This is a genomic window from Rhodococcus sp. WS1 (assembly GCF_003797745.1).
Classification (GTDB): Bacteria; Actinomycetota; Actinomycetes; order Mycobacteriales; family Mycobacteriaceae; genus Rhodococcus_F; species Rhodococcus_F erythropolis.
Window position 1 is genome coordinate 285909 of record NZ_RKLZ01000001.1, and the last position, 25453, is coordinate 311361.

The window sequence follows — 25453 nt, forward strand, 5'->3', positions numbered from 1 at the left end:
TAATAACTCTCCTTTTTGTAGTAACTACCATCTAATGATAGTTCATTTTCTAAATATATGTTTTACGTACTGCTTTAGGCTGACTACTAGCTGATAGAAAGTAGTGAACACCTGTGCCCATTGCGTCAATCAAGTCATCATGCGCAACTTTCGGAAACGAATACATCTGTTCCTCAAGTTGATCAAAGTGCCTTGTGTGACGAACTTTGTCTTTTCTGTAGTAGTCCAGTGCTCTTGCTGCTCGTAAAGATTTCGGCTCAGTCTGATGTACCGCCCGGAAATTGGCCTTAACTCCGTCGAAAACTGACTTCCACAAGTTGCCACCCTGGTTGGTTTCTACATAGACAAGACCAACATCAAAAAGCTCAATCAGATCGTTCACACGCTCTTTGAGTTCCGTGCTGACAAGCCTGAGCTGTTCCGCATGACGTACGTAAACTTTTCCGTCACTAGCCAACGAGACCACAACCAACGCTGTGTAGTCGTTTGACGTTTTGGTACTGACAGCCGGGTCAACACTGATCAGGGTTCTGAGATACGTCTCAGCCTCCGTAATCACAATGTCCTGCTCGTTCCAGTACTGAGCGTCTACATTGACCGGTCTGTTCATCATGTTCATTGCGAATGCCCTGGTATGACGATCACGATTCAGAACCTGCATTGACTTGAACTCAGGCCACCATGACTGCTCGTTGCCGTCAGAATCTTCGACAATCGCCGGGTAGTGATGAACATTGATTCGTTCATCCAGAACCCATTGAAGCTCAGCGTCAATCGAGTCATCAAGCTCTGTCCGTTCAATATCAGCCTCTCCCCTATTAGGTTCTGACTTGATATTGAGTTTTTCAAGCTCAGCTTGTTGCTTTTCGAAAAATGATGGTTGCGTCCGATCGTCTGGCTGACTTATAGAAAATGTAGATGTAGAAGTGCCTAGAAAATCGCGTTCTGATTTAAGATCACTTTTCTCAGCCGAAGTCAAGCGAACTTCAGAATCGTTATCAACGAGTTCGTTAACACTCTTGCTAATAAATCCATCTAGGCTATCAATGCTCCGATTTCCTGAACTTGACAAATCTCCATGAAGCTCATTCGAACCATCACGCTCAGCTACTTCTACTGAAGCCGTAGTTTTGGATTCTAGAGACTTTATTGGCTGTTCGGTCACTGACTGCCCGAAAGCATGTTCAATCGTTTCTAGATGATCTGAAGTACTAGAAACCGAATAGGAAGTCGTTAGGCTATCCTTAGTCAGACTTACATAATCAATATTATCGGCTCTATTTGATTCGCTTTGCGAACTAGTTTGGAAACTTGAATCCTGATTCGTTTGTAACGATTTCTGCTCTGCAACTTTGCGACATTGGTCGATGATTGATCCAGGCATGGTGGTCGTACCTACTATGACGATTTTGGCTCTTGATCCCAGATAGAAGATTCCATCAAGCATTGTTCTCTTGCGCTTCTCTGCTTCATTGACTGAGTAGTTGGATTCAGTTGGTTCAATGTCATCCAACAAAATCAGATCAGGTCTTTGATCACCGATCTTCATACCCAGCGATTTTGCATCAATGCCTTTTGCCGAGAAGCTGAATCCATTGGCTTGCTGAATCTGCTCGTTGCTCTGACTGACATACCTCTTCACTGCACCGCGCATCATCGGCTTGCACAAATCCGGATAATCCTTGCGCAACAAGTTGTTGTGATCTAGTTCAAACTTGAACGAATCAAGATGATCAGTCGCTTGTGAGCCAGCATCCGAGAAGGCTGCAATGAACTTCAGGTGACCATGACTTGCTGCCCACAACGGCAGAATCTTGAACAACCACTGAGACTTGCCAGCTTCACGCGGAGCAATCCAGCAGTCTCGTTGGGAATCGGTCTGCATCCAAGACTTGGCATACTCAGCCAGGTCAAGATGGAACTGACTGAACGATGGTTCTTGACCTTCGAACCTGATCGAATGACTGAGATAGACCACACTGAACAACAGAGGATCATCCCTGGTCAGCAGTCTTCTACCCTCTGACGACGCAATCAGTTCACGTGGAAACTGACTGATGTACTCCAACGGATTCACGCATCATCAGCTCTGCTTCGCTGGAACTCGTCGTACATCTTCAACGCTTCAACGTCAGTCGTGTCTTCGACCGCTGTTCGATTGGTTGCCTTGCCTCTGAGCATCTGAATGCTGTCGGTTGCGCGCTTCATCGTTGCAGCGATCTTGTCGAGTTCGGCAGGTGTCAGGTTCGGATCGTCCATCAACTCCAACGCACGACTGAGCAAGTCCTGTTGAGCGATCCGAAGCTCAGTCTCTTCATAGAACGAATTGAACTGCGCTGCTTTGGATTTCAGCTCATCGAGTTCAATTTCTATCCCAAATTCTTCGCACCATTTTTTGCCTGTTGACCAGCTTGACGGATATTGAAGTTCTCGCTTTGCTCTGGCAAGACCGACATCACCCGCCAGTTCAGCGAATGCTCTGCGTTCAGCCTCTGAATATTTCGCCATTCGGCACCTCTTTATTGATTATGACTTTCATTTCTATCTCCTTTTTCTTATTTGATTTGGTCTAGCTTTGTGTCTGTCTGTCAGAGTTGTGTAAAAAGAAAACAACTGCTTTTAAGTACAGACGCCGGATAGCAATACCTATATATTGCTCCAACCTTGCATTATGCCTTTTTCTTGCTTGGTTGCCTAATTGCCTTGAAGTCGTCTACCCAGAACTTTCTATTCATTTCATCTACTACTTTTTGTATATTATTGGGTGTTTCCTCTATAGATACTTGCACCCCGGCAATTTTCGAGATTATCAAGTATTTACGGTATGCAATGTTTTGTTCATTCATCTCTGCGTACCGCCAATTTCTCAGCTTTGCATATCTTGCAGATCAACGTGTCAGCAAACCAGTACGAACTAGTTCTGTTCTGTTCATGACCTACGGCACAGAAGTTCTTTCTGTCTTCTGGAATCTGAGCCATGTTGTCAGCATGTGTGCCAGCTTTCAGATGATTTGGGTTGATGCAATCACGTTGATTCTTGCATAGATGCATTACTTCCATACCGGCCGGAACTGGACCATTCTTCTGCTCAAAAACGTAACGATGGGCATACCAGTTCTTACCGTCAATCTTTACTACTGCATATCCGTTTCTATCTCTTGCAGATAGCTTGAAGATATGGCAGTTGTTTTCATTTACAAAGTACTCAAGAACCTTTGAATATTTGTCTTCTGTTTCACTAGTTGATCGAGTCACGCTACTCTTAACTTTATCATTCATTTTGTTTCTTCGCTTTGTTCCTTTCTCTTTGCCTTAGCGCTACGCATATCTTGCATGTTCGACCCGATTTTTGATACCGGATATTCGGGTCTTTGAACTCGTGGCCGCGCTTGCAATGCGTAAACTTCACAGGTTCTCGTTTCATCTTCTCAGAAATGAACAGATGTGAGACTCTGATGCAGTCTCTTGAACCGCACGTTGTTTTCACTGCACGCTTATCTGGTATCGGCCCAACAAACAATTGATAGATGACCCGGTGTACTTGATAGGACTTACTATTGAAGTAAATTCGCCCGTAGCCGTCATTGTCCAACGGTCCAACGTACTTCCAGCATTCACCTACAACCGTGTGTCTAATCCGCTTCATAAATCAACCGACCACATCTATCGAACTTTGCAATCGCACCCGGCAAAAGTTGACCGTCTCTGCCATACTTTGCCGACTCCTCAAGCATGATTCGTCTTGCCAATTCAGCAATTTCCCTGAACTCAGCCTCACCCATTGCAATCTGCCGATCTGAACAGTTCTTGTATGTACTGTGTCATCTCTGCAACTAGCTGTTCGTCTGACTTCTCTTCTGCTGCAATGCTTTTCGATTCTTCGTATTCCATGTCAGATCACACCAATGAACCATCTAGTATCGTGATCACAATCATCATCAGCGCACTGGTCACACCATGTAATATACTTCGAATTTGAATCCTGTGCCTCGCACATTTTAACTCCTACGAGAGTTTTGAATTTGATACTTCGTACCAGAACTCTCTGTATTCATTATATCATATTATCTCATGATTCGCTGTTAGTTTCAGAGCCCGTATCTAAGCGATCGGAATTGTCTTGCTATAGATTCTTACCTACCGCCGACTTTAGTCTCTCTAATCGTAAACTACGATGCAGCAATTACTATCTGAATAGAAGAAGGAGGCCAACTATTGCTGACCTCTTTCTAATTACTGCACTCTGTCTCTTGTGAACTTTCCTAGCAAGTGTCTCAGACCTAGCTTCATCCGACCATTGGAACACCCTAGCTTGACTGCCTCAATCAACAACAGTTCTATCTGTTCAAATATCTGACTGACCTGTTCAGCGTTCTTAGAAGATTGCATATCATGTTTATTCAATCTCATCACCCGCCAAATCTGGCTCAGCAACTCTTAAAAGTTCTTCACCTTGTTGCCTGCTGACTAGTTGTCGATACTCAGCAAGCGTATTCCATTCTTTCATTTGTTTTTCATTCAATTCTTCCATCTACTTTCTATTTAATTCATCCTCAATGGTTCGTTCCGAACCGAATAGGATGGTCTTGCGTCTTGCAACTTCTTACCTGTTCCGCTTCTTCGCTTCGCTCATCAGCGGCAAACCGTCTTATAGGAAAAACAGAGCATCAAGGCACCCGGCGAAAGCCGGGCTAGGTTGACAGTTCGTTGATCACAATTACTACATAACCACTAGAACAGTATTTCTCTATAGAAGAAAAGTACTAGGGTCGGACCGAACGCAGTGAGTGTCCTGGCAGCGAAGCTGCAAACTCTTTGAACTTCAACCCCTGGATTCTTCCTATCTTGAAGTATCTTCTGAGTCTTCTGGTTTGTTCTCTTTGCTTCTATAACTCAAATTTCCTTATTGGAATTTCTCTATAAAGAACAAAGCCAGGGTGGAGCAAGCCGAAGGCGCGTCTCCGAAGCACCGACAGGTGCCCGACACCTGACTCTTTGTCTCTGTTCTTCAAAATTTACTATCAAAATACTTTCAACTGTTTAATTATATTTGATTTCATCTTGTTTTTGATATAGGTCTAGCATGGGTAGCAATGTCATTTTTTATAGCTAGGGTTCAACCTGTCTCACTGCATTGGGCGATGCTCATCACACTTGCTGGATTCCCAGCTCTTACGTAGGACCACTCTTAACATCTTTAGTCTGAACTCGTAGAAAGGTGTAGATTCAGCGGCCTTTTGAAGAATACCGCTTTCCGTTCCTTTACCCGAAGGCTTTAACTACCAGCAAGACAACGCTAAGAATCTCTCCCTACCCCATTGACTAACAGGTATACCCAAGTGTTGTTCCAGTGAGCTTCAAACTTCTGGCACTTAGACAAAAGAAAAGGCAATCACACCCCGCCAGGAAAAAATGTGATTGCCTTTTCGTCTATCTATATCGGTAAACTTTAGGAAGACCCTGTTTCATCCTGGCGTGGATATTGTCTTGTCTCTATGTATATTATGTCATATTTCGCACTATTTAGCAAATTGAACGACATTAGCTGCTAATGAAGTCAAACTTTTTGTCAGCAAGCCTGAGTTCATTAGCGATTCATCTATGTTGACAGATTTGCGCGGTTTAGTCAATCGAGAAACTAAACTAGTACATAGCAAAAGAGGCAAGTTAGATTGCTCTAACTTGCCTCTTTTATAAGCTATTGGTTATCAAGCGATCTTGCGATCACGGATGATACCGTAACCTGAACCAGTCTTACTTGGATCAGGCAAGCAACGGAAGGAAACTGGAAGTGTAGTTGCTTCAGCCTTCTTTAGACCGTGAGTTGAAGCTTCGGTCTGTAGAACTCTGCGTAGCAAGTATACTCTTTCCTTTGTTACAAGGCTGTTGGTACGTGGACCTGGACCAACGAATGAAAGACTACGCTCGTGAGGGAACTCGTTTAGAGAACCACCGTCGAGACCTAGCTCAGATTCGCCTGCTGCCAGAGTGTCACCGTCCCATGCTGTGCCCGCTGACTTCAAAGCTGTTGCCTTCAAACCCCATACGAACAAAAGGTTTTCAAGTGTAGCTTCTGTCAAAGTTGTGTTAACCGATACAGACTGCTTTGTCTTAAACAAAAGCGCCGCGTCAAGCAACTGGTCAACCTCTACGTCAGTGTACTCAGGTGAGTATTCGACCTCCACACCTTCAGATGTGAAACCGATGTGCTTCCAACCACCTGTAGTGAATTGTGTTTCACTAGCTGGCTGTCCGGAAGTAAAACTTGGTAGAGACGTATTAACAGGTGCGAAGTAAAGTGCTGCTGCGCCCTGAATAATGTTATCTACTGTATATGCCATTTATCTGTGTAACTCCTTTCAAAAAGTCTGTAGAATGCCCAACTTGCCGTCCTTTCAACTATCCGAATTGAAGATGTTCAATTAGTTCGACTCCTGGGAACTTTGTGCTTTCCCACCCCTCTATTATATCTCAATTGACTGATTTCCGCTGTTAGCGAAGAGGAGAGCAACGAGGGCTGGTCTTTGCCTGCGCAATAGCCTGTTCACGTTCAATACCAATTGACTCAAGATGCTTGCTGGCAGTCTTTACACATTCAAGAAACTCAACATTGTCAGCTGCTGCCTGAGTCGGTTGCACTGTACGAGTGATGTAGACAGTGTTCTGATCTGCATCGTTGTCGCGGTACAACCAGGATGCACCGAAGACCACCAGTCCAACGAACGCCAGAACACCGAGTACAGATAGAAGTTTCTTTGCCATGTTGCTGCTCCGTTTCGTTAGGTTTGTCCATATATCGCCGGAACAGACCAGTCGTTACAATTTCGTTCTACAACTCTGGAGAGCAGTTCAGATTAATCAGATTTTCTGCCGGGTACAGATTGACCAGACAGCCAATTGAGTCAATCAGAGAAAGGATTACAGCCCAAATACTGGCCACACAGCAACGGCAGACAGACTGATCTGTCTGCCGTTGCCCGTATCTACCCGAATGCTCGTTTGACCTGGGTTTCTACGTCATCGGTTGTGGTTTGCACGTAGAAGGTCAACGAAGTCTGCACACTGTGGTGTCGTAGCTGTCTACGCAGAATCTCCGGTGAACAGCCGTTGTTGACCAGTTCAGTTGCGAACTTGTGCCGTAGTGCATGCGGAGTGACTTCGATGTCTGCGTTGCGCCCTACTCGTTGCAGACCGAGATACACAGTGTTTCGGGTGACCTTCGGATTCCACTGCGCATACTCCGCTGCAAACCACTCGGGAACTACGACCGGACCGGATGACTTGGCTGAACTGAGTGTTCCGTTAGGTAGCAATTGCCGATCTACGAGCATGACATTTCCTGAAATACGTTGCTTCACAACAGATTCGCCCAAACGGAGCCCTGCGTAGAGCATCGAGAAGCCGTACATTTTGTATCGTGACGATTCGATTGCCTGGTGAATGGTCGTCAGCGGAGCAAGTGTGTAGATCCGTGGTTGCCCCTTGGACACTTTGAGCTGCACACCGAGCATCGAACGCAGTGCAATCGCATGCTTGTTGCGGGTGGATTGGTTCAGCACGGTTTGCAGACGGTTGTGCAGAAAACCCACCGTTGCCTGTTCGATCGGCACCTCACACAGGTCGAGGCATCGCAGAGTGCTCAGATAGTGGTAGACGGTTGATGCCTTCACCTGCTTGTTGGCAAGATTCTGCTGGGCAACGTCGAGAATCGTTGTAGTTGACACTTCCACTCCTCACATCGGAGCAGTCACCCGGCAAGCCCCCAACGACACTGTGTAGTTGATGGGGAACTACGATCGTTGGCGTGGTGAATCGTGTGTATGCCGGATTTTTACGCTTGGTGGATCGACTACCTCTCCCCTCGCTGAAAACGCAGAAAATCATCGCGTTCATCGTGATCCTGACGCAGGGCGGCATCGCTGTCACCGGCGCGGTGGTGCGCGTGACGGACTCGGGACTCGGTTGCCCGACGTGGCCGCAGTGCTTCCCCGGTAGCTTCGTCCCGGTCGGCCACGGACAGGTCGCGGTGATTCACCAAGCCGTCGAGTTCGGCAACCGCCTACTCACGTTCCTGGTCGTCATCGTCGCTGCCGCAATCGTGCTCGCGGTGACTCGCGCTCGCCGCCGCAAAGAGGTGCTTGTCTACGCCTGGATGATGCCGCTCGGCACTGTCGTTCAGGCAGTGATCGGCGGTATCACCGTCCTCACAGGTCTCCTGTGGTGGACGGTCGCCATTCACTTGGTTGCGTCGATGCTGATGGTCTGGGTTGCCACGGTGATGTACGCGAAGATCGCGGAACCCGACGAGGCAACAACTCTGGTCGTGATGCCGAAGCCGCTGCGCTGGCTTACCGCGCTGTCAGGTGTCGCGCTCGCCGGCGTATTGGTCGCCGGAACTCTCGTGACGGGTGCAGGTCCCCACGCGGGCGACAAAGGCCTGGAGCGCACGGTTCCGCGCCTGGAGGTCGAGATCGTGACGCTTGTTCATCTGCACTCACAGCTGCTGGTCGGATATCTCGCGCTGGTCGTGGGTCTGACATTCGGTCTATATGCGGTCGGGACATCTGCGGCCGTGAAGATCCGTCTGAAGGTCCTGCTCGGACTGATCCTCGCCCAAGCGCTCATCGGGGTCGTGCAGTACTTCACCGATGTGCCGGAAGTTCTGGTGATCATGCACGTCGCCGGTGCGGGACTGTGCACGGCTGCGACCGCAGCAGTTTGGGCTGCGGGTAAGACCCGCCAGCACACGCCGACCGATTCGCCGATACCGGCTCTCTGACGCTTCAAGACACGTGTGGGGCGTAGAACACCAAGAAGTGTTCCTACGCCCCACACGTCATTTCAGGCTTCGTTGCGTGCTTTCGGGAACCGAGTCTGGTTGGCGACCCAACCGGCCATCTTCTTGAAGTGACCTTCCTGGGGGGTGACGATGCTCGTCAGCTCACGCTCCCACTCGGCAACGGTGACGGTGTCGAAGGACGCAACGACGGCATTGGCCGTGGCGAGGTCCTCGACGACCTGATCACCGAGGATGCCGTCGGCACCCACGAGAGTGATGCGAACGCCGGCCAGGCCGACCGGCTGAATGACGGCGCTGGCGGTGCCGCCGTGCTCGGCGACGAACTTGGTGATGGCGTTCACCGTGGACTTCGGCAGTTCCGGCGCGGACGGGGTGGCGTCCGACTTCTCGGTATCGGTGCTCATGACTCGACAATACTGGTCGGTAGCCCGGAAGCGACACCAGGCATGGACTGAGCGTCGGCCGTCTCGGGTGTAGAACAGAAACCATGCGAGCCATCTACGTGACCGAGACCGGCGGACCAGAGGTTCTGACTCTGACCGAACAACCCGAACCGACACCCGGCCCAGGCGATCTACTCGTCAGGACCGAAGCGATCGGCATCAATTTCATCGACACGTATTTCCGAATGGGCCAGTACAAGCGTCCGCTCCCCTACATTCCCGGCGACGAGGGCAGCGGCGTCGTCGAAGCTGTCGGTTCCGACGTCACCGAATTCGCCGTTGGTGACCGTGTCGCGTGGGCGGCCGCCACGGGCAGCTACGCCGAGAAGGTGGCTGTTCCCGCCGCAGTCGCCGTGAAAGTGCCTGACGGTGTCCCGGCATCGGCCGCAGCGTCGGCGCTCCTGCAGGGGATGACGGCGCACTACCTCGCGAAGTCGACGTATCCGATCCAGAGCGGCGACACCGTGCTCGTGCACGCAGGCGCGGGCGGCGTCGGGTTGATCCTGACGCAGATGGCCGTCAGCCTCGGGGCGAAGGTCATCACGACTGTGTCGTCGGATGCGAAGGAAGAACTCTCGCGCGGCGCCGGTGCCTCGGAGGTCCTGCGGTACGACGAGGACATCGCAGCGCGAGTCCGGGAGTTGACCGGCGGCGAAGGAGTAGCGGCGGCATACGACGGCGTCGGCGCGACAACTTTTGATTCGAGCCTGGCTTCCGTCCGTATTCGCGGCACTGTCGCATTGTTCGGTGCGGCCAGTGGCCCGGTTCCGCCCGTCGATCCGCAGCGGCTCAATTCATCGGGTTCGCTGTTCCTGACGCGTCCGACGCTCGCACATCACATTCGCACTCGTGAGGAACTGACCTGGCGTGCCGGCGATGTCTTCGACGCCATTGCGGCCGGGAATCTCGATATTCGCGTCGGCGCCGAGTATCCGCTCGCCGATGCGGCAACAGCGCATCGGGATCTGGAGGGTCGAGCAACGACCGGGTCGATCGTTCTGATTCCCTAGCGAAGTGCTGTGCGCCTTTATTAACCGCCCGCGGTTAATAAAGGCGCACAGCAGAATCAGCAGAGCATGTCGCTGATCGTCTGGAGTCCGAGAACCGAGTCGACAGCGAGGCCGACGAAAACGATCGCAAGATAGTTGTTCGACTGCAGGAACAGGCGCAGCGGCTTGACCTGCGCACCGCCGCGAACGCTGCGGTACAGCTGATGAGCCATGAGCAGGAACCACGCACCGGCGACGATGGTGATGGCGGCGTAGATGACGCCCGACGCGGGGACGAGGACAAGCGTCGTGACGACCATCGCCCAGCTGTAGAACAGGATCTGCTTGGTGACGTGCTCCTCGGTGGCGATCACCGGAAGCATGGGAACACCTGCCGCCTTGTAATCCTCTTTGTATCGCATCGCGAGCGCCCAGGTGTGCGGCGGCGTCCAGAAGAAGATGATCAGGAACAGCACGACGGGCTGCCAGCTCAGCGACCCGGTGACAGCGGCCCAGCCTACGAGGACGGGCATACATCCGGCTGCGCCACCCCAGATGACGTTCTGCCAGGTACGACGCTTGAGAACCATCGTGTAGATGAGGACGTAGAACGCGATCGTGATCACGACGAGGATGCCGGCCAGGAGGTTGGCTCGCCACCACAGCCACAGGAACGACGCGAGTCCGAGAAGAAGTCCGAAGACGAGTGCGTTACGGGTCGGCACCGCCTCGCGGGCCAACGGACGCTTCGCGGTGCGCTTCATGACCTTGTCGATGTCGGCGTCGACGACGCAGTTAAGCGAGTTCGCACTCGCCGCGCCCATCCAGCCACCGAAGAGGGTGCTGAGGATCAGAACGATGTCGACCGTTCCGCGATCTGCCAGCAGCATTGCCGGAATGGTTGCCACCAACAACAATTCGATAACTCGCGGCTTCGTGAGCGCGATATAAGCCAGAACCTTGCCCGTTGCGCGACCCCACACCGTATCGGTATTGGTCGCCCGCGGGGCGGCACCTGGGCTGCCGAAGCCATGTCCGCTCGGCTGTTGCCCTGTCCGCACGTTCTCTCCTTGCACCACGCGTTACCGCACTAACTGTTCACGACACACTGCTGACACTGTCCTCTACTACGAACGATGGTAGACCGCAGCCATTGAGGAACCGAATCGACCCGGACAGCCAGGACCATTAGGCTGGGTTACGCAGTGGAGGGACACCCCACCCTCGCAATCCACGTACACCATGTCAGGAGACATCTGCCAGTGTCGATCACAGACGAGATCCACGTCCTCACGCAACCCGTCCACCCCTCGGACTGGACCGACCTGGACACCAAGGCTGTCGATACCGCCCGCGTGCTCGCCGCCGACGCGGTTCAGAAGGTCGGCAACGGCCATCCCGGAACTGCAATGAGCTTGGCGCCGTTGGCATACACCCTCTTTCAGCGCATCATGCGCCACGATCCTTCGGATGCAGAATGGGTCGGCCGTGACCGCTTCGTTCTTTCCTGTGGCCATTCGTCCTTGACGCTGTACACCCAGCTCTACCTCTCGGGGTACGGTCTCGAGCTTGCTGACCTCGAAGCTCTCCGCACATGGGGCGCACTGACCCCCGGTCACCCCGAGGTCGGCCACACCGTCGGCGTCGAGATGACCACCGGTCCGCTCGGCCAGGGCCTTGCGTCCGCAGTCGGCATGGCCATGGCTGCGCGTCGTGAGCGCGGGCTGTTCGATCCGGAGACCCCGGTCGGCTCCTCCCCCTTCGACCATCACATCTACGTGATCGCGTCCGACGGTGACATCGAGGAAGGCGTCACCTCCGAGGCGTCGTCTCTCGCGGGTGTCCAGGAACTGGGCAACCTGATCGTCTTCTACGACGACAACAAGATCTCCATCGAGCACGACACCGCCATCGCTCTCTGCGAAGATGTCGGAAAGCGCTACGAGGCATACGGCTGGCACGTTCAGCACGTCGAGGGTGGCGAGAACGTCTCCGGCATCCTCGACGCGGTTGCCGCTGCCAAGGCCGTCGTCGATCGTCCGTCCATCATCTTGCTCCGCACCATCATCGGTTTCCCGGCGCCGAAGAAGATGAACACCGGCGACGTTCACGGCTCCGCACTCGGTGCCGACGAGGTCGCTGCGGTCAAGGAAGCCCTCGGCTTCGATCCGAGCAAGTCCTTCGACGTCGACGCCGACGCTCTGGCTCACGCCCGTGAGGTCGTCTCGCGCGGAGCCGACGCACACAAGGCATGGCAGGTCGAGTTCGACGCGTGGGCCGCACGTGAGTCCGAGCGCAAGGAACTCTTCGACCGCCTGTTCGCCGGTGAGTTCCCTGCCGGCTGGGCCGACGCTCTCCCGACCTACGAGGCCGACGCCAAGGGCGTTGCGACTCGCAAGGCCTCCGGTTCGGCTCTCAACGCGCTCGGACCGATCCTGCCCGAGCTGTGGGGCGGTTCCGCCGACCTCGCCGGCAGCAACAACACCACCATCAAGGGCGCAGATTCGTTCGGCCCCTTCTCCATCTCCACGAGCGACTGGACTGCGCAGCCTTACGGCCGCACGCTCCACTTCGGTATCCGTGAGCACGCGATGGGCTCGATCCTCAACGGCATCGCGCTGCACGGCCCGACCCGCCCGTACGGCGGAACCTTCATGGTCTTCTCCGACTACATGCGTCCGGCGGTTCGCCTGGCTGCACTGATGAAGACTGCCGTCACCTACGTCTGGACCCACGACTCCATCGGTCTCGGCGAAGACGGCCCGACTCACCAGCCGGTCGAGCACCTCGCTGCTCTTCGAGCGATCCCGAACCTCGCCGTCGTCCGCCCGGGTGACGCCAACGAGACCTCGTTCGCATGGCAGGCAGCACTCGAGAACAAGACGGGCCCGACGGCTCTGGCGCTCACCCGCCAGGACATCCCGGTTCTCGAAGGCACCAAGGAGAAGGCTGCCGAAGGCGTCAAGCGCGGCGCTTACGTCCTCGTCGACGCTGCCAACGGTTCGCCCGAGGTCATCTTGCTTGCGACCGGTTCCGAACTGCATCTGGCCACCGAGGCTCGCGAGACCCTCGAAGCTCAGGGCGTCGCAACCCGCGTCGTTTCCGTGCCGTGCCTCGACTGGTTCCTCGAGCAGGATCAGGCGTACCGCGACGAGGTCATTCCGCCCGCCGTCCGCGCACGCGTGTCCGTCGAAGCCGGTATCGCAATGCCGTGGTGGCGCATCCTCGGCGACGCCGGTCAGGCCGTCTCGCTCGAGCATTACGGCGCTTCCGCCGATTACAAGACCTTGTACCGGGAGTTCGGCATCACCGCCGACGCGACTGTCGAAGCCGCGCAGCGCTCCCTCGCAGCTGTGAAGGGATGATCTCGATGACACAGAACGTGAATACCGAAAAGCTTTCCGCTGCAGGCGTTTCCATCTGGCTCGACGACCTCTCGCGAGATCGCATCCAGTCCGGCAACCTGCAGAACCTGATCGACACGAAGTCGATCGTGGGTGTCACGACCAACCCGTCGATCTTCCAGGCGGCACTGTCCAAGGGCTCGGCCTACGACGCTCAGGTTCGCGAGTTGGCCGAGCGCGGCGCCGATGTCGACGCCACCATCACGGCCGTCACCACTGACGACGTGCGCGCTGCGTGCGACATCCTGGCCCCGCAGTTCGAGGCATCGAACGGCGTCGACGGCCGCGTGTCCATCGAGGTCGATCCTCGTCTGGCGCACGACACCGACGCGACTGTCGCGCAGGCGATCGAGCTGCACAAGATCGTCGACCGCCCGAATGTCCTCATCAAGATCCCCGCAACGCTGGCCGGTATCCCCGCCATCGCCAAGGTGATCGGTGAAGGCATCAGCGTCAACGTCACTTTGATCTTCTCGGTCGAGCGCTACGAAGCTGTCATGGGCGCGTACCTCGACGGTCTGGACACCGCCAAGGCTGCCGGCCGCGACATCTCGTCCATCGAGTCGGTCGCCTCGTTCTTCGTCTCCCGTGTGGATTCCGAGATCGACAACCGCCTCACGGCGATCGGCACGCCAGAAGCTCTCCAGCTTCGCGGCAAGGCTGCACTCGCAAACGCTCGTCTGGCGTACAACGCGTACCAGCAGATCTTCGAGGTGCAGCCGCGCTTCCAGGCTCTCCTGGCCGATGGCGCCAAGGCTCAGCGCCCGCTGTGGGCGTCGACCGGCGTGAAGAACCCGGATTACCCGGACACGCTCTACGTCACCGAGCTGGTTGCGCCCAACACGGTCAACACCATGCCGGAGAAGACGCTCGACGCTCTCGCCGACCATGGTGAGATCACGGGCGACACGATTTCGGGCACCGCTCAGGACTCGCAGGTCGTCTTCGATCAGCTCGCAGCTGTCGGCATCGATCTTGCGGACGTGTTCAAGGTCCTCGAGACCGAGGGCGTCGACAAGTTCGAGGTGTCCTGGAACGAGTTGCTCGACGCAACTGCCGAGCAGCTTCGCGCAGCAACCCAGAAGAGCTGAGCCTGTGAGCGATTCCGCGGCGGCATCAGATTGGGTGAATCCCCTTCGGGACAGCACCGACAAACGGCTTCCGCACATTGCGGGGCCCTGCGCCCTGGTGATCTTCGGTGTTACCGGCGACCTCGCCAGGCGCAAGCTCATGCCAGCCATCTACGACCTCGCCAACCGTGGACTGTTGCCGCCCGGATTCGCTCTGGTCGGGTTCGCCCGGCGTGAATGGACGGACGAGGACTTCGCGAACGTCGTCCTCGAAGCAGTCAAGGACGGTGCTCGCACCAAGTTCCGTCAGGACGTCTGGGAGAGGCTCGCCGAAGGTATCCGGTTCGTGGAGGGCAGTTTCGACGAGGCCGAGGCCTTCCAGAACCTGTCCGAGACGTTGGCCACGCTCGACAACGAACGTGGTATCGGCGGCAATCACGGGTTCTACCTTGCGATTCCGCCCAACGCGTTTCCTCAGGTGCTCGAGCAACTGTCGGCGTCAGGCCTCGCGCAGGCCGAGGACGGTCAGTGGCGACGAGTTGTCATCGAGAAGCCGTTCGGTCACGACCTCGAGAGCGCTCGCGAACTGAACGCCGTCGTCAACAAGGTGTTCCCCGAGGACACGGTCTTCCGTATCGACCACTACCTCGGCAAGGAAACGGTCCAGAACATCCTGGCTCTGCGCTTCGCGAACCAGTTGTTCGATCCGATCTGGAACGCGCACTACGTCGACCACGTCCAGATCACGATGGCCGAGGACATCGGCCTCGGTGGCCGTGCCGGGTACTACGACGGCATCGGCGCGGCCCGTGACGTGATCCAGAACCACCTGCTCCAATTGCTCGCGTTCACGGCGATGGAAGAACCCATCAGCTTCGAACCGCTCAATCTGCAGGCGGAGAAGATCAAGGTTCTTTCGGCAACGCGTCTGGCCGAACCACTCGACGAGACCACTGCCCGCGGACAATACGAAGGTGGTTGGCAGGGCGGGTTGCCGGTAGTCGGACTCCTCGAAGAAGAGGGCTTCGCAGCGGACTCCACAACGGAGACCTTTGCCGCCATCACCCTCGAGGTCGACACCCGTCGCTGGGCGGGCGTGCCGTTCTACCTGCGCACGGGCAAGCGTCTCGGCCGCCGCGTCACCGAGATCGCCGTGGTCTTCAAGCGCGCACCACACCTGCCGTTCGACAAGACCATGACCGAAGATCTCGGCCAGAACGCACTCGTGATCCGCGTGCAGCCTGACGAGGGCGTCACCATGCGGTTCGGCTCGAAGGTTCCCGGATCGAGCATGGAAGTCCGTGACGTCAACATGGACTTCTCGTACGGTCAGGCTTTCACCGAGTCGTCACCGGAGGCGTACGAGCGACTCATCCTCGACGTGTTGCTCGGCGAGCCGTCTCTCTTCCCCGTCAATGCCGAAGTCGAATTGTCTTGGGAAATCCTCGATCCCGTCCTCGAACACTGGGCAGCCGGCGGCAAGCCGGAACCCTACGAGGCTGGAACGTGGGGACCACCGTCTGCGGACGAAATGATGCAACGCACCGGACGCGAATGGAGGCGACCCTAGTGATTCTCGATTTGCCCTCCACCACCACGGTCCAGGTCAGCAAGAAACTGGTCGAGGTACGTAAGACCGGCGGCGCTGTCACCTTGGGACGTGTGCTCACGCTTGTCGTCTGCACCAGGGACACCGGGAACGCCGAGGCCGCAATCGAGGCCGCCAACGAAGCAAGCCGCGAGCACCCCTGCCGCGTCATCGTGCTTCTGCGTGGCGACGAGCAGAGCGAGCCTCGGCTCGATGCTCAGATCCGCGTCGGTGGGGATGCCGGCGCCTCTGAGGTCGTGGTGCTGCGCCTCTACGGTCCCCTGGCGGACCACGAGAGCAGCGTCGTCATCCCGTTCCTGCTCCCCGACACACCGGTAGTCGCGTGGTGGCCCCTCGAGGCACCCGAGATTCCGGCGAAGGACCCCGTCGGAAAGCTTGCGATCCGTCGCATCACCGACGCCACCGGTGCCCCGGATCCGACTGCCACCATCAAGGGACGACTCGCGTCGTACACCGCTGGTGACACCGATCTCGCCTGGAGTCGCGTCACCTACTGGCGCGCACTGCTCGCGTCGGCTCTCGATCAGCCGCCGCACGAGAAGATCACCTCAGCGGTGGTCTCCGGTCTCAAAACCGAACCGGCACTGGATATTCTCGCCGGTTGGTTGGCAGCCAAGATCGACGGTCCGGTCATCCGACGTACGGGTGAGCTCACCGTCGAGCTGAAGCTGGAGACTCGCAGCATCTCCATCAGCCGCCCACAGGAGGGTACGACCGCAACCCTGATCCGCACCGGTCAGCCCGACTCGCTGGTCTCGCTCGGTCGTCGAGAGACGCGCGATTGCCTCGCCGAGGAATTGCGTCGGCTCGATCCGGACGAGATCTACGAAGAAGCGCTGGCTGGATTGGAGAAGGTGACCTATGAGTGATGTTGTCGTAGAGAAGTTTTCCGACGCCGGCCAACTGGTCGATGCCGCTGCCGCACGCCTGGTCACGACAATCGTTGATGCCCAGAAGGCTCGCGGGTTCGCATCCATCGTGCTGACGGGTGGCGAAACCGGGATCGCACTTCTCGAGAAGTTGCGTGACGCTCCCGGCGACATCGACTGGTCGCAGATCGATCTGTACTGGGGCGACGAACGGTTCCTGCCGTCCGGCGATCCCGAGCGGAACGAAGTCCAGGCTCGTGAGGCGCTTCTCGATCATGTGCCGGTCGATCCCGACAGGGTGCATGCGATGGCCGCATCCGACGGTATCTACGACGGTGATCCGCACGGGGCGGCGACGGCATACGAACAACTGCTGGGCGCTCAGGCACACGGCAATCAGGTTCCGACGTTCGACGTGCACCTGCTCGGCATGGGTGGAGAAGGACACGTCAACTCGTTGTTCCCGCATACCGACGCCGTTCGCGAAGAAGCTCGTTTCGTTGTCGCGGTGACGGACTCCCCCAAGCCGCCACCGGTACGGATCACCCTGACGCTGCCTGCTGTTCGGCGTGCCAAAGAGGTCTGGCTGCTCGTCTCGGGTGCTGCAAAGGCCGAGGCCGTTGCCGAAGCCGTCGGAGGTGCTTCGTCCGAGGACTGGCCGTCCGCCGGCGCCACCGGTTTGGTGGCGACGCGTTGGTTCCTCGATACGGACGCTGCCTCGCAGCTCTGATCTGATTTCACGGATCTGATTTCACACCGGGCCGGGAATCGTCTTCAGGCGATTCCCGGCCCGGTGGTACATCGAGGACATTTTCACAGTGGCGAGTCATGACTACCCGCTGAGTCCGGAGCCGATGCGAATTTCCTTTTGACGGAACGGAACTCAATCCCGAGATCCCTTGTCTCCAACGGGCACTCTGCCCTGCACAACGATTCATCTCTCCCCCTGTCTCGTTCTTTCGAGCGATTACTACCTTGGACGCCGCGAAGTAGGGTTCGGTTCCGTAGATCGCTTCACTCTTGAACGAATCAATCCAGGCGAGAACAATCGAACAATGTCGTGGACACCGAATCCGGATGCACTTCGCGGGCGAGTGGCTGTTGTTGCCGGGGCGACGAGGGGCGCCGGACGCGGAATCGCCGCAGCCCTGGGTGAGGCCGGTGCAACCGTCATCTGCACTGGCCGGAGCACATGTGCCGGAATACTTCAGTCGGACTATCCGCGCGGCGAAACCATCGAGGAGACGGCAGAGCTTGTCACCGAACTGGGCGGCGTCGGCGTGCCGATTGCCGTCGATCATCTCAAGAGCAAACAAGTGGCTGATCTCGCCGAACGCTTGCGCGCCGACTATCAACATATCGACATCTTGGTCAATGACATCTGGGGCGCGGAACTACTCAAGGGTGGGCCGGCGGAGTGGAACACGCCGGTATGGGAACACGATCTGGACAAGGGCTTTCACATTCTGCGCCTGGCGATCGACACCCACATCACCACGTCGCACCACCTCCTGCCGCTGATGATCGATCGGCCAGGCGGACTGGTCGCCGAAATAACCGACGGCACTACCGAATACAACGCATCGAACTATCGCATCTCGGTGTTCTACGACCTGGCGAAGGTGTCCGTGAACAGGCTTGCATTTTCGCAAGGCCACGAACTTGCCCCGTTCGGCTGTACTGCCGTCGCCATCACTCCGGGGTTCCTGCGATCGGAGATGATGCTCGACAATTTTGGTGTCGGCGAATCGAATTGGCGTGACGCTTTGTCGCCGGAGCGGGATGGGCCGACTGCACCTCCGGATTTTGCCCGCTCCGAGTCACCAAGATTCACAGGACGTGCGATCGCCGCCCTCGCCGCCGATTCGAATCGGAAGCGATGGAATCAGCGTTCGGTCAGTTCAGGCGAACTCGGAACGGCATACGGGTTCACCGACACCGACGGCAGCCGCCCCGATTTTTGGCGAGCCAACTGAATCCGACAGTGATTAAGATCCGTTTCATGGCCGAATTCGCGACGATCGACGAATACATCGCGTCGTTTCCCACCAGCGTGCAGCGAGCCCTCGGGAGCATCCGCGAGACGATCCACAGCACTGTTCCCGGCCTCGATGAGACCATCAGCTATCGGATGCCGACCATGACGGTGAATGGGAAGAACCTGGTTCACTTCGCAGGCTGGAAACACCACATCTCGATGTACCCACTCCCCGCAGGTGACGCAGAGTTCGAGAAGTCCGTCGACCCGTACCGGGCTGCGAAATCAACCGTGAGGTTCCCGCTGAACAAACCGATCCGCCTCGATCTCGTGGCTCGAATCGTCGAATTGCTCGCGCAGCGCCACTAACCTCAGTTCCCGTCGGAGCCTTGTGAGAGCGTATGGCCGTGCAGAGACAACCCATCCGACGCATCAAGGCCGGGACATCGTCGGGCGCTGACGTAGGCAGCTGGCCGATGACGGTGCCCGCGGTTGCGCAGATCGTTCGGGACGGTCTTGAACTTCCACCGGGTGTCACCATTCTGGTCGGCGAAAACGGAGCGGGGAAGTCGACCGTCATCGAAATTCTTGCCGCCGTTCTCGGTCTCAATGCCGAAGGCGGGTCTACCAATACGCGATATCAGACCAGATCGAGTGAACCGAGCGGCCTCGACCTTGTGGTCGAGCGGAGCCCCGGCGCGTCGAAGTGGGCGTACTACCTCCGAGACGAAACCTTGCACGGGTTGTACACGTATTTGGAGGAGAACCCCAACCCCAGGCGACCTGAACCGCTTTACCATCACCTTTCCCACGGTGAGGCGCTGCTCGAGATCTTGTCGTCGAGGACCTCCGACGGCGGCTTCTATCTCATCGACGAACCCGATGCCGCACTCTCTTTCCAAGGGACCTTGACGCTGGTCGCGCTGCTCGGTGAGCTGGTGGAATCCGGCGCGCAGGCGGTGATCGCGACGCACTCGCCGATCATCGCGGCACTGCCGAACGCCAATCTCCTCGAGATCGGCGAATGGGGAATCCGAGCCGCGAGCTGGGAGGACCTCGATCTGGTCTCGAACTGGCAGCGGTTCCTTCACGACCCGCAGACGTACCTGCGCCACCTGATCTAACCTGGAACTCCACCCCAGGAGGCCTCCATGGCATACGACAAGGCGCTGGCTGAGCGTATCCGCGATGCGCTCTCGGGCGAGAGCGACGTCGAAGAAGTAAAGATGTTCGGTGGGCTGAGCTTCATGGTGAACGGGAAGCTGGCCGCCAGTGCGAACTCACACGGCAACATCATGGTTCGGTGTGACCCCGATCGAGTTGACGAACTCCTGACGCACAAGGGTGCAAGTTGGCCCGAGATGCGGGGTAAGCCGATGAGCAAGGGATGGATCGTCGTCGACCGAACCGGGACGAGTTCGAACGTCGAGTTCAATGCGTGGATCAAGGAAGCTCTGGACTTCGTGCACTGACTGGTACTGCCGGTTCGATCAATTTCGCTCGATTCGGCAAAAAGTGAAGTGGGCGGCCCTAGACTCCGAAAAAAGCATTGGATTGGGCGCCACGACGGCGCGGAGGAAAGGTGGTCCGTCGCGTGACGTTCACACCCAATCAGCCGGATCACCAACGCGCCTTCGGGTTTCAGCCGCCGTCGACCCGCACGATTCCCTCCCTCATGCCCGACCGTTTCGGACCTAGCCTCATCGGATCGCTGTGGGCGTGCGCCGGGATCGTCGCCGGAAGCCTCGGCCCGTGGACGTCGTCCTCCGCCCTCGACCACAGTGGTATCGACGAATGCGGAGTGATCACACTCGTCCTCGCTCTGGGCGCGGTAACCGCGCTGATCACCCTCATGGTTCGGGACGTCACGCCCGAGATGAAGAATCACTGCACGGGACCGCTGGTGGGAATCGCCGTCTTGATCGTTGCCGTCGGAAACGCCGCGTCCATTGTGCGACGTAGTACTGAGGTCGCAGGGCACACCGCCGGACCGTCCATCGGGTGGGGACTGTGGGTGGTCATCGCGTCCGCAGTGATCCTGTGCATCATGTCGTCGTCCGTCGCGCACATGATCAGGTTTCAGGCAGCAATGATCACAAGGTCTTGATCAGACCGCCGTCGATCACGAAATCCGCGCCCGTCACGTTCCCCGCGCGATCGCTGGCGAGGAACAACACCAGGTCCGCCACCTCTTCGGGAAAGGTGAAGCGGCCCGTCTCGGCGCCGGCGGCCGCACTCTCGACGATATCGTCGGCGGCTGAACCATTCGCCTTCGCCAGCGTCGAGGCCACTCCGTGCTTGCCGAGCCACAACTCCGTCTGCACCGGACCAGGGCTGACGGTATTGACGCGGATCCCCTTCCCGCCCAGTTCTTTCGACAACGACTTCGAGAAGTTGGTCAACGCCGCTTTGGCGGCGCTGTAGTCGATCACCGTGGGGTCAGGCAAGAATGCGTTGACCGAACTGATCGTCACGATGCTCCCGCCACCTCGGCGGATCAACTCCGGCAGCGCAGCGCGAACAGTGCGTACAGCCGACAAGAACGTCAGATTGAACGACGACGCCCACTCTTCGTCCGTGATAGCCGCGAAGCCGCTCGTTCTCGGAGTGACGGCGCCGACGTTGTTGACCAAGATGTCGACGCCGCCCCTCGCTGCTGCAACCTCGAGCAGTCGGGTAGATCCTTCGACACTCGCGAGGTCGACGCCGACAAAGGAGACGGCGCCGCCGGACTGCAGCGATTCGAGTTCCGGCGAGAGCGTCCGCGAGCCCGCGACGACGTGGACTCCCTCGGCCACCAAGGCCCGAGTGATCGCCAACCCGATACCTTTTCCCGCGCCGGTAACCACGGCAGTTCGTCCGTCCAATTGCAGATCCACTGCGGTCCCCGTTCGGTCCGGTGCGCAGCGTTGGGTGTGCGTGCGACAGCTCTAGAGTCGCCGCACGCACACCCTGGTAAACCTGCAGAACCAGCCGCTGTTACCTAGCCACTGTTACGAAGCGCAGTGGCCAGGCCGTTCATCGTCAGCTGGATACCCCGACGCACCTGATCGCTCTCGTCGCCGGAACGGTACCGACGGATCAGCTCGACCTGTAGATGGTTGAGTGGTTCGAGGTACGGGAACCGGTTGTGAACCGAACGCTCGAGGCCCGAGTTGTCGGCAAAGAGGTTCTCGTTGCCTGTGATTGCCTTGTACATGCGAATTGTGCGTTCGTGCTCGTCGGTGATCATTCCGAAGACTCGATCGCGCAGTTCGGCGTCGGGCACGAGGTCCGCGTAGCGGGCCGCCAAACCGAGATCAGACTTCGACATCACCATGGCCATGTTCGAGAGCACGGTTCGGAAGAACGGCCACTTCTCGTACAGGCCCGTCAACGTGGCAAGCCGAGTGTCGTCTCCGTCTATCCATCTTTCGAACGCGGCGCCGGTTCCGTACCAACCCGGAAGCATCACGCGAGACTGACTCCACGAGAGCACCCAAGGAATGGCACGCAGATCGGAAATCGCCTTGGTCTGCTTGCGAGAGGCCGGACGAGAGCCGATATTGAGTGCTCCGATCTCGGCGACCGGTGTCGACGCTTCGAAATACTGCACGAATCCTGGTGTGTCGTGCACCAATTCGCTGTACGCGGTACGGGCGAGTGCCGCCAACTCGTCCAACACCGCGTAGGCCGCATCTGCGTCGCTGCCAAGACCTTCGACGTCGAGCAACGTCGACTCGATAGTCGCGGCGATGAGTGTTTCGAGGTTGCGGTGCGCCAGACGCGGTTCGGCGTACTTGGCCGCAATCACCTCACCCTGCTCGGTGATTCGCAGAGAACCAGCGACTGCGCCGGGGGGCTGCGCGAGAATCGCTTCGTAGCTCGGTCCGCCGCCACGTCCGACGGTTCCGCCGCGGCCGTGGAAGAGCCTCAACCTGATTCCGCTCTTACGCGCGGCATCGACGAGGTCGAGTTCGGCACGGTACAGCGCCCAGTTGGCGGCCAGGTACCCGCCGTCCTTGTTCGAGTCGGAGTACCCGAGCATCACTTCCTGACTGTCACCGCGCGAACGGACGATCGCACGATAGATCGGGATGTCGAGCGTCGCCAGCAATGTGTCGGCGCCGCCCTGCAGATCCTCGATCGTCTCGAACAACGGGACGATGCCGATCGGGCAGGAGGGTTCGCTACCGACGCCCGGATCGAGCACCCCGACCTCTTTGAGCAGCACCGCAGCTTCGAGCATGTCGCTGACCGAGGTACACATGCTGATGATGTAGTTGGGTACTGCGCCCGCTCCGAGAACCCGCACTGCCTTGGCGCCGGCAGCCATGATGGCCAGTTCCTTGGTGGTCAATTCGCTGAACTCGGCGTCCGGCGAAGTCAGTGGTCGCCGCGTCGTCAACTCGGCCGACAGCAGTTCGACTCGATCGGCTTCCGGCAAGGACGTGTAGTCCGGGTGAACTCCGGCCCACGCCAGAAGTTCTGCGACGACGCTTTCGTGTACCTCGGAGTTCTGCCGCATGTCCAGACCGGACAGGTGAAAGCCGAACACCTCCACCGCTTCTCGGAGCCGATCGAGTCGATCGTCGGCGATGGTCTCGTCGCCGAAACGACGCAACGAGGTGTCAATGATTCCGAGATCCCGCTGCAGTTGTGCCGGGTCGGTGTACGCCTCGAGTCCGTCGTCGGAGCCGTGGGCGGGCAACTCCCCCAGCACCGTCAGTGCGGTTGCGCTCAATCGCCCGCGGATGCCGCGAATCGCGCGACGGTACGGCTCGTCGGCCCGGAATGCAGAATCGTCGCCGGAGGTAGACGCCAGCAGATCGAGTTCGGGCGTGACGGACACCAGCCGCGCCGACATCGACAGTTCACGCTCGAGATGTTCGAGTTCCTCGAGATGATGCTCGAGAGCAGTCGCCGCAGCGCGCGACGTTGCGCGCTGGACGATTTCGCCGGTCACGTACGGATTGCCGTCCCGGTCACCGCCAATCCACGAACCCGGCCTCAGGATCGGTTCCGGCAGGAGCCCGGCGTCCGGCCAACGCGTTCGTAGAGCTTTGCGGACCTCGGCATTGATCTTCGGAATCACCTCGAACAACGCCGCGTCGTAGTAGCGCAGGCCTACCTCGATTTCATCCTGGATACGGAGGCGGCTGAGCCGGATCAGAGCCGTCTGCCACAGGGTCAGGATCTGACGGCGCAATTGCAGATCGACATCAGCGGTTTCTGCGACGCTCAGCGCCGTGCGCTCGCGGTATCGCATCAACTCGGTGATCCGACTCTGCGTCTCGAACACCGTGCGGCGTCGAGTCTCCGTCGGGTGAGCGGTGATGACGGGTGAGACCAGGGCGCCCCGCAGCGCTTCTTCGACGGTAGCCGAATCGATATCGGCTGCATCGAGTTTGGTGTACGTGGCGGCGAGAGTGCTGTCGCGGGGCGGTTCACCCGCGTTGACGTGGATGGCCCGTCGACGCTCGCGGTGGATGTCCTCGGCCAGGTTGGCGAGCAGCGCGAAGTGACTGAACGCACGAATGACGGGAATGGCGTCGTCCGTACTGATTTCGGCGAACAGCGACACCAGTTCGGCGCGGTCGATCTCCGACCGACGGACTCGGAACGACTCGACACGGGCTCGCTCGACCAGATCGAAAACATTGTCGCCGGCTTGCTCTCGCACTATTTGTCCGAGTATTCCGCCGAGAAGCCGGATGTCTTCGCGCAGCGGCTCGGTGGCCTCTCGCGGTGTTTCTCGATGCGACGCGGTTTCAGTCATCACTCAATTATCGACCGAAACAAAGAACCCCGCTCGATAGGCGGGGTTCCGTGTCTGAAATTCGTGTGTGAAAAACTACCGTCTGCAAGTCATGAGCCGAGAATCAGGCGAACTTGATCTCCAGGCCGATGCCGACGATCGAAATGAGCCAGATCAACGCGGTGAAGACCGTCAACCGGTCGAGGTTCTTCTCGACAACAGTCGATCCGGACAGGCTGGACTGGACACCGCCACCGAACAGACTCGACAAACCGCCGCCCTTACCGCGATGCAGGAGCACCAAGGCGATGAGGAGCAAGCTGGTGATGACCAGCAGGATATCCAGGAACAGTTTCATGTCTGTCTACGTCCACCAATCCAATAGGGACAACTACAACCGATAACACCATACAGGCGCGCACAGATAGCCTGACCACATACCCGCCTCGCACATGACTTTGCACCCGGCCAGGCACGACTCTTGGTCAGTGGCATCGATCACACTGTCGAGATACCGATTCAGTAGTTTTTCAGTTGACGCGACTCTACCTCCG

General features: G+C 57.5%; 25 protein-coding genes. 12 read left to right on the plus strand and 13 right to left on the minus strand.

The window, feature by feature from the left end; genetic code table 11:
• Positions 1-49: 49 nt before the first annotated feature.
• The 8 genes from EEB12_RS01155 to EEB12_RS01185 form a co-directional block, all read right to left on the minus strand.
• On the minus strand, positions 50-2077 hold the full coding sequence (locus EEB12_RS01155) for a hypothetical protein (RefSeq protein ID WP_141487285.1): 2028 nt from the start codon (positions 2075-2077) through the stop codon (positions 50-52).
• Positions 2074-2508, minus strand: a complete 435-nt coding sequence (locus tag EEB12_RS01160) for a hypothetical protein (RefSeq protein ID WP_141487286.1) — start codon at positions 2506-2508, stop codon at positions 2074-2076. The genes EEB12_RS01155 and EEB12_RS01160 overlap by 4 nt, the downstream gene beginning before the upstream one ends.
• A 330-nt stretch (positions 2509-2838) precedes the next feature.
• Positions 2839-3279, minus strand: a complete 441-nt coding sequence (locus EEB12_RS01165; RefSeq protein ID WP_141487287.1) for an HNH endonuclease signature motif containing protein — start codon at positions 3277-3279, stop codon at positions 2839-2841.
• On the minus strand, positions 3272-3646 hold the full coding sequence (locus EEB12_RS31115) for an HNH endonuclease (RefSeq protein ID WP_141487288.1): 375 nt from the start codon (positions 3644-3646) through the stop codon (positions 3272-3274). The genes EEB12_RS01165 and EEB12_RS31115 overlap by 8 nt, the downstream gene beginning before the upstream one ends.
• A 750-nt stretch (positions 3647-4396) precedes the next feature.
• Positions 4397-4531, minus strand: coding sequence for a hypothetical protein (locus EEB12_RS30720; protein ID WP_258537311.1), 135 nt, complete (start codon positions 4529-4531; stop codon positions 4397-4399).
• Between the two features lie 1177 nt (positions 4532-5708).
• Positions 5709-6341, minus strand: coding sequence for a hypothetical protein (locus tag EEB12_RS01175; protein WP_141487289.1), 633 nt, complete (start codon positions 6339-6341; stop codon positions 5709-5711).
• Between the two features lie 151 nt (positions 6342-6492).
• Complete coding sequence (locus EEB12_RS01180) at positions 6493-6762, minus strand: hypothetical protein (protein ID WP_141487290.1); 270 nt, start codon at positions 6760-6762, stop codon at positions 6493-6495.
• Positions 6763-6983: 221 nt separating this feature from the next.
• Positions 6984-7724 carry a tyrosine-type recombinase/integrase gene (locus EEB12_RS01185; RefSeq protein ID WP_141487291.1) on the minus strand — a complete coding sequence of 247 codons (741 nt, stop codon included), beginning with the start codon at positions 7722-7724 and terminating at the stop codon, positions 6984-6986.
• A gap of 80 nt (positions 7725-7804) precedes the next feature.
• On the opposite strand from EEB12_RS01185, the gene EEB12_RS01190 reads away from it, so the two are divergent.
• Complete coding sequence (locus tag EEB12_RS01190; RefSeq protein WP_181447558.1) at positions 7805-8779, plus strand: COX15/CtaA family protein; 975 nt, start codon at positions 7805-7807, stop codon at positions 8777-8779.
• Positions 8780-8841: 62 nt separating this feature from the next.
• Here EEB12_RS01190 and EEB12_RS01195 read toward each other — a convergent pair whose 3' ends face one another.
• The gene (locus tag EEB12_RS01195; RefSeq protein WP_020969598.1) at positions 8842-9204 is read right to left on the minus strand and encodes a hypothetical protein; all 363 of its coding nucleotides are present in this window, start codon (positions 9202-9204) and stop codon (positions 8842-8844) included.
• An 83-nt stretch (positions 9205-9287) separates the two neighbouring features.
• On the opposite strand from EEB12_RS01195, the gene EEB12_RS01200 reads away from it, so the two are divergent.
• Complete coding sequence (locus EEB12_RS01200; RefSeq protein WP_141487292.1) at positions 9288-10253, plus strand: quinone oxidoreductase family protein; 966 nt, start codon at positions 9288-9290, stop codon at positions 10251-10253.
• A gap of 56 nt (positions 10254-10309) precedes the next feature.
• Here EEB12_RS01200 and EEB12_RS01205 read toward each other — a convergent pair whose 3' ends face one another.
• Entirely contained in the window at positions 10310-11293 is a 984-nt protein-coding gene (locus EEB12_RS01205; protein WP_141487293.1) for a heme o synthase, read from the minus strand.
• 201 nt (positions 11294-11494) lie between these two features.
• On the opposite strand from EEB12_RS01205, the gene tkt reads away from it, so the two are divergent.
• From tkt to EEB12_RS01255, 10 genes are all read left to right on the plus strand, one after another.
• On the plus strand, positions 11495-13597 hold the full coding sequence (tkt, locus tag EEB12_RS01210; protein WP_141487294.1) for a transketolase: 2103 nt from the start codon (positions 11495-11497) through the stop codon (positions 13595-13597).
• 5 nt (positions 13598-13602) lie between these two features.
• On the plus strand, positions 13603-14727 hold the full coding sequence (gene tal / locus EEB12_RS01215) for a transaldolase (protein ID WP_099697605.1): 1125 nt from the start codon (positions 13603-13605) through the stop codon (positions 14725-14727).
• A gap of 4 nt (positions 14728-14731) precedes the next feature.
• Positions 14732-16276 (plus strand): glucose-6-phosphate dehydrogenase, encoded by a 1545-nt coding sequence (zwf, locus tag EEB12_RS01220; protein ID WP_020907722.1) that lies wholly within the window; start codon positions 14732-14734, stop codon positions 16274-16276.
• On the plus strand, positions 16276-17184 hold the full coding sequence (gene opcA / locus EEB12_RS01225; protein WP_019748400.1) for a glucose-6-phosphate dehydrogenase assembly protein OpcA: 909 nt from the start codon (positions 16276-16278) through the stop codon (positions 17182-17184). Before zwf ends, opcA begins: the two co-directional genes overlap by 1 nt.
• Complete coding sequence (pgl, locus tag EEB12_RS01230) at positions 17177-17914, plus strand: 6-phosphogluconolactonase (protein WP_141487295.1); 738 nt, start codon at positions 17177-17179, stop codon at positions 17912-17914. The genes opcA and pgl overlap by 8 nt, the downstream gene beginning before the upstream one ends.
• Positions 17915-18239: 325 nt before the next feature.
• Positions 18240-19160: an SDR family oxidoreductase gene (locus tag EEB12_RS01235; protein WP_141487296.1), complete on the plus strand. Its 921-nt coding sequence runs from the start codon at positions 18240-18242 to the stop codon at positions 19158-19160.
• A gap of 26 nt (positions 19161-19186) precedes the next feature.
• A complete protein-coding gene (locus EEB12_RS01240) occupies positions 19187-19531 on the plus strand; it encodes an iron chaperone (protein WP_042951871.1) in 345 nt (114 codons plus the stop codon).
• 32 nt (positions 19532-19563) lie between these two features.
• A complete protein-coding gene (locus tag EEB12_RS01245) occupies positions 19564-20286 on the plus strand; it encodes an AAA family ATPase (protein WP_141487297.1) in 723 nt (240 codons plus the stop codon).
• 27 nt (positions 20287-20313) lie between these two features.
• Positions 20314-20634, plus strand: a complete 321-nt coding sequence (locus EEB12_RS01250) for a TfoX/Sxy family protein (RefSeq protein ID WP_019748395.1) — start codon at positions 20314-20316, stop codon at positions 20632-20634.
• Between the two features lie 122 nt (positions 20635-20756).
• Positions 20757-21269: a hypothetical protein gene (locus EEB12_RS01255; protein ID WP_258537312.1), complete on the plus strand. Its 513-nt coding sequence runs from the start codon at positions 20757-20759 to the stop codon at positions 21267-21269.
• Here the strand turns inward: EEB12_RS01255 and EEB12_RS01260 are convergent.
• The 3 genes from EEB12_RS01260 to secG all read right to left on the minus strand — a co-directional run bounded on the left by EEB12_RS01260 (position 21256) and on the right by secG (position 25257).
• Positions 21256-22041: an oxidoreductase gene (locus EEB12_RS01260; protein WP_141487299.1), complete on the minus strand. Its 786-nt coding sequence runs from the start codon at positions 22039-22041 to the stop codon at positions 21256-21258. The genes EEB12_RS01255 and EEB12_RS01260 overlap by 14 nt on opposite strands.
• 104 nt (positions 22042-22145) lie before the next feature.
• Entirely contained in the window at positions 22146-24920 is a 2775-nt protein-coding gene (gene ppc, locus EEB12_RS01265; RefSeq protein ID WP_020969589.1) for a phosphoenolpyruvate carboxylase, read from the minus strand.
• Between the two features lie 103 nt (positions 24921-25023).
• Positions 25024-25257 (minus strand): preprotein translocase subunit SecG, encoded by a 234-nt coding sequence (gene secG, locus EEB12_RS01270; RefSeq protein WP_003944946.1) that lies wholly within the window; start codon positions 25255-25257, stop codon positions 25024-25026.
• Positions 25258-25453 lie beyond the last annotated feature (196 nt).

Coding starts and splice junctions, on each gene's coding strand:
- EEB12_RS01160 (WP_141487286.1), bottom strand. CDS start 2,508: ATGGCGAAATATTCAGAGGCTGAACGCAGAGCATTCGCTGAACTGGCG.
- pgl (WP_141487295.1), top strand. CDS start 17,177: ATGAGTGATGTTGTCGTAGAGAAGTTTTCCGACGCCGGCCAACTGGTC.
- EEB12_RS01200 (WP_141487292.1), top strand. CDS start 9,288: ATGCGAGCCATCTACGTGACCGAGACCGGCGGACCAGAGGTTCTGACT.
- EEB12_RS31115 (WP_141487288.1), bottom strand. CDS start 3,646: ATGAAGCGGATTAGACACACGGTTGTAGGTGAATGCTGGAAGTACGTT.
- EEB12_RS01180 (WP_141487290.1), bottom strand. CDS start 6,762: ATGGCAAAGAAACTTCTATCTGTACTCGGTGTTCTGGCGTTCGTTGGA.
- ppc (WP_020969589.1), bottom strand. CDS start 24,920: ATGACTGAAACCGCGTCGCATCGAGAAACACCGCGAGAGGCCACCGAG.
- EEB12_RS01195 (WP_020969598.1), bottom strand. CDS start 9,204: ATGAGCACCGATACCGAGAAGTCGGACGCCACCCCGTCCGCGCCGGAA.
- EEB12_RS01245 (WP_141487297.1), top strand. CDS start 19,564: ATGGCCGTGCAGAGACAACCCATCCGACGCATCAAGGCCGGGACATCG.
- EEB12_RS01165 (WP_141487287.1), bottom strand. CDS start 3,279: ATGAATGATAAAGTTAAGAGTAGCGTGACTCGATCAACTAGTGAAACA.
- secG (WP_003944946.1), bottom strand. CDS start 25,257: ATGAAACTGTTCCTGGATATCCTGCTGGTCATCACCAGCTTGCTCCTC.
- EEB12_RS01175 (WP_141487289.1), bottom strand. CDS start 6,341: ATGGCATATACAGTAGATAACATTATTCAGGGCGCAGCAGCACTTTAC.
- EEB12_RS01250 (WP_019748395.1), top strand. CDS start 20,314: ATGGCATACGACAAGGCGCTGGCTGAGCGTATCCGCGATGCGCTCTCG.
- tal (WP_099697605.1), top strand. CDS start 13,603: ATGACACAGAACGTGAATACCGAAAAGCTTTCCGCTGCAGGCGTTTCC.
- EEB12_RS01235 (WP_141487296.1), top strand. CDS start 18,240: ATGTCGTGGACACCGAATCCGGATGCACTTCGCGGGCGAGTGGCTGTT.
- EEB12_RS01240 (WP_042951871.1), top strand. CDS start 19,187: ATGGCCGAATTCGCGACGATCGACGAATACATCGCGTCGTTTCCCACC.
- EEB12_RS30720 (WP_258537311.1), bottom strand. CDS start 4,531: ATGGAAGAATTGAATGAAAAACAAATGAAAGAATGGAATACGCTTGCT.